General features: G+C 71.2%; 5 protein-coding genes. 4 read left to right on the top strand and 1 reads right to left on the bottom strand.

The genetic code is table 11. From position 1 onward, the window contains the following. Nucleotides 1-65 precede the first annotated feature (65 nt). Nucleotides 66-407: a hypothetical protein gene (locus tag ACLJPY_RS02800; RefSeq protein ID WP_410586383.1), complete on the bottom strand. Its 342-nt coding sequence runs from the start codon at nucleotides 405-407 to the stop codon at nucleotides 66-68. Between the two features lie 459 nt (nucleotides 408-866). On the opposite strand from ACLJPY_RS02800, the gene ACLJPY_RS02795 reads away from it, so the two are divergent. The 4 genes from ACLJPY_RS02795 (at nucleotide 867) to ACLJPY_RS02780 (ending at nucleotide 2,921) form a co-directional block, all read left to right on the top strand. After that, nucleotides 867-1,139 (top strand): hypothetical protein, encoded by a 273-nt coding sequence (locus tag ACLJPY_RS02795; protein WP_410586382.1) that lies wholly within the window; start codon nucleotides 867-869, stop codon nucleotides 1,137-1,139. Between the two features lie 131 nt (nucleotides 1,140-1,270). After that, entirely contained in the window at nucleotides 1,271-1,690 is a 420-nt protein-coding gene (locus tag ACLJPY_RS02790; RefSeq protein ID WP_410586381.1) for a type VII secretion system-associated protein, read from the top strand. 160 nt (nucleotides 1,691-1,850) lie between these two features. After that, nucleotides 1,851-2,276 (top strand): cold shock domain-containing protein, encoded by a 426-nt coding sequence (locus tag ACLJPY_RS02785; protein ID WP_410586380.1) that lies wholly within the window; start codon nucleotides 1,851-1,853, stop codon nucleotides 2,274-2,276. A gap of 24 nt (nucleotides 2,277-2,300) precedes the next feature. Next, nucleotides 2,301-2,921, top strand: coding sequence for a hypothetical protein (locus ACLJPY_RS02780; protein WP_410586379.1), 621 nt, complete (start codon nucleotides 2,301-2,303; stop codon nucleotides 2,919-2,921). Nucleotides 2,922-2,942 lie beyond the last annotated feature (21 nt).

Here is a 2,942-nt window from a genome sequence, read left to right as displayed (position 1 = left end):
CGCCGGTCCGCTCCGGCGTCGTCCTCGGCGACCCGCACTCGGCGTGGGGACGTGCGGCCCGGTGGCTACCCGAGGAGGACGGCATCTTCGGGCTGATCATGGTGGATCCTGGAGTACGGGATGTGACCGCGGCGCGCGAAGCGCTGCGCCGAGGCGGGTGGAACGGCTCCGACCTGATCCGGGTTCATGCCTGCAACGTCGATGGGCTGGACGTCTTCACCCTCGAGTTCGCCTCCGAGCTCGGGAAGGCTGTGTACCGGCCCGAGAAATTGCTGTGGATCGGCGTCCACGGCCGGGGCCCGGCCGTGCGGGTCGGCGACTTGGGCCATACGTCCGACGGCCGGCCGGGATTCGTCGGCCTCGACGGCGAGCCCTGGGTGAAACAGCATCCCCGTAGCCAGCGGCACTCGGGGGGGCTGGACCGAACCGGCCACCTACGAGCTGCCCGTTCCGGCCGACGCGCCACTGCACTTCGACCTCGACCGGCCCGAACACCTGGCACCACAGGCCGCGCCATCGGCGCGGTCGATCGAATCGGCCGGTGTCCAGGACTCTCAGGACCAGCCGTCGTACCCGGGCGACCAGCCCCGAAAGGACGCCGAGTGGATCGACCTGCGCCCCGGCGGCGAGCCACCCCTGCGCACCGGCGCTACCGACCTGGGAGAAGCGCTCGGAGTGCTCCAGGCGGAGGCCGCGCGCGAAACAGTGCCGGAAAACGCGCCGCCGAGTTGGTCCGCGTCCCGTGGTACGCCGTTCCTCACGCCGGCCGTCGCCCCGGCTGCCGCGTCACCCGGGGCGACGTCTCCCGAGCCGGCCACCCGGAGGCGCCCCCGGTGCCGGCGGACTGGGCCGACGGCGTGAATCCGGTGCGCCTGCTGCTCAGCGCCGCGAACGGTCGGTTCTACACCCCGCTGAAGAACGGCCGCCACGCCATGCTCACCCCCGCGGAGCCGGCCGAGCGCCTGTCCGCGAGCGCCGAGTTCCGGCGATCGACCGCCGGTCCGGTGCGCCCGCCCCTGGCTGTGATCACCTTCGCGAATGACGTGCCCCCGGGTGACCACTCGCTCAACGAAGCGTTCCTGGCGAAGCTGACCGAGCTGACCGGCCCATGGCTGTCCTACCAGTATTGGGCACCATGAGCCTGCGCGAAGACGGCTCGCTGGAAACTGGTTCCTGCTGGTGGACCCGGCCTGGAGCCCTTCGTCCGACAAGGACGAGCCGCCGATCGGGGCCGTCGTCGGGGTGTGGCCGGTGGAAGACGCTGGACGCGGTGCTGCGCCTGGTCCTGCAGGGACGTGCCGAATCCGAGCACATCCAGCTGGTCCTCCGCGACACGCTGCTCGACGTCGCCATGACCGGCGAGGACCGCCCGCTGGCCACGAAGTCACCGGACGACGTCCGGTGCGTCGTCGTGGTGACCGGGGAGCCGCATCGGCGGCGGATCGCCTCGCCGGGCTGGCAGCGAGTCGATCTCGGCGAACTCGTCGGGCTCCTCGCGGACGGAGCCGACGCGCTGTTCAACCCCGGTGGCCCCGCTTCGGTGCGGCTGAGCGGTGAGTTCCTGCGCGAGACGCTCGCGATGGACGGCGCACGTATCGACGCCCTCCACGCGAACGCCGGCCGGGACGCTTCGAGTTCGCGCGTGATCACGTGGGAGCCTGCGCCGGAACCAACCCGTCGGTCCGAATAGGACGGAACCGGGCCTCGGCGGGGTGTCCGGGGAAGTTCGGACAGGATCGGATGCCCGTTCGTGCGGTGGCCTGGCTGCCGGTCGGCTGCCGCCGTTAGCATCGGCTGTCGGCTACGTGCCGCGGTATCGGCCGCGGCTCGGGAAACGCGTGAGGTGACGAATGTCTTCCGTGATCACGGGCAAAGTGCTTCGGTTCGACGAGGTCCGCGGTTACGGCTTCGTTGCCCCTGATGACGGCAACGAAGACGTCTTTCTTCACGTCAACGACCTGCAGTGCGACAAGCGATTGATCGTGCCCGGAGTACGCGTCCGGTTCGCCGCGGAGGAAGGTGACCGGGGGCGGAAAGCGGCCAGGGTGAATCTGGTCGAACCGCGGCCCGAGGCGGCAGCGCAGCCGGTCGCCGGCCCGGCCGCGACCGGCTATGACGACGACATGGCGTGCGACGTCCTTTCTCCCGGCGAATTGCGCGACGAGCTCACCGAGGCGGTGCTGGCCGACGTACCGTCCCTCACCGGGCAGCAGATCGTCGCCGTGCGGCAGAGCTTCCTGAGCCTGGCGCGCAAGCATGGCTGGATCGACGAGTAGCGGGCGGTGAAGAACGCGGGACGGGTGCCTGAGCCACGGGTGGCGCCGGCCGGGACCAGGGAACTGCGGGACCTGGAAGCCGAGCTCGGCGACGTCCGGCGCTACATCCGGCGGCACTACAACCCGGAAGAACCCGGACGGTTGTGGCTGCAGCTTCTCTGGAGCGATCTGTTGCTGGACCGGTGGTCGGTGCTCGCCAGGCGCCAAGCGCCGGGCGGCGCGACGGAACCGGCCGGGGGGATACCGCGGCTCGGCCGCGCGGTCCGGGTCTTGCCGAACGCGATCGAACCTCTCACGCTGGTCGGGCTGAGCGCCTGCCTGCGCGGGGCCTCGGGACTCGTCCTGGCCGGCCCGGGAACGCCGTCGCCCGAGGTGGACGTGTGCGTCCACGCGACCGAACGGGTGGACAGCGAGTTCGTCGAAGTGCTGCGCCGCTCGGCGCACCGATTCACGGCTCCCGCCGTGCTGGTGGCCAACCGGATCGAGAAGGCCGACCTCGATGTCCTGACCGGCTGCCGGGTCGTCGCGGTGCTGCCTCGGGTCGCGGCTGCAAGCGGCAGGCTGCTGCACACGGTACGAGCGGTCGGCGCGACTCGCCGGGTGCCCGGGCCGGATCTGCTGGCGGAGCTGCGAATACACCGCTGAAGGCGGTCGCGGGCACCACAT

It is taken from the genome of Amycolatopsis sp. lyj-23, assembly GCF_046549135.1.
Lineage (GTDB): Bacteria > Actinomycetota > Actinomycetes > Mycobacteriales > Pseudonocardiaceae > Amycolatopsis.
The sequence above is the reverse complement of the archived record's forward strand: the minus strand, read 5'-3'. Positions and strand labels throughout refer to the sequence as shown.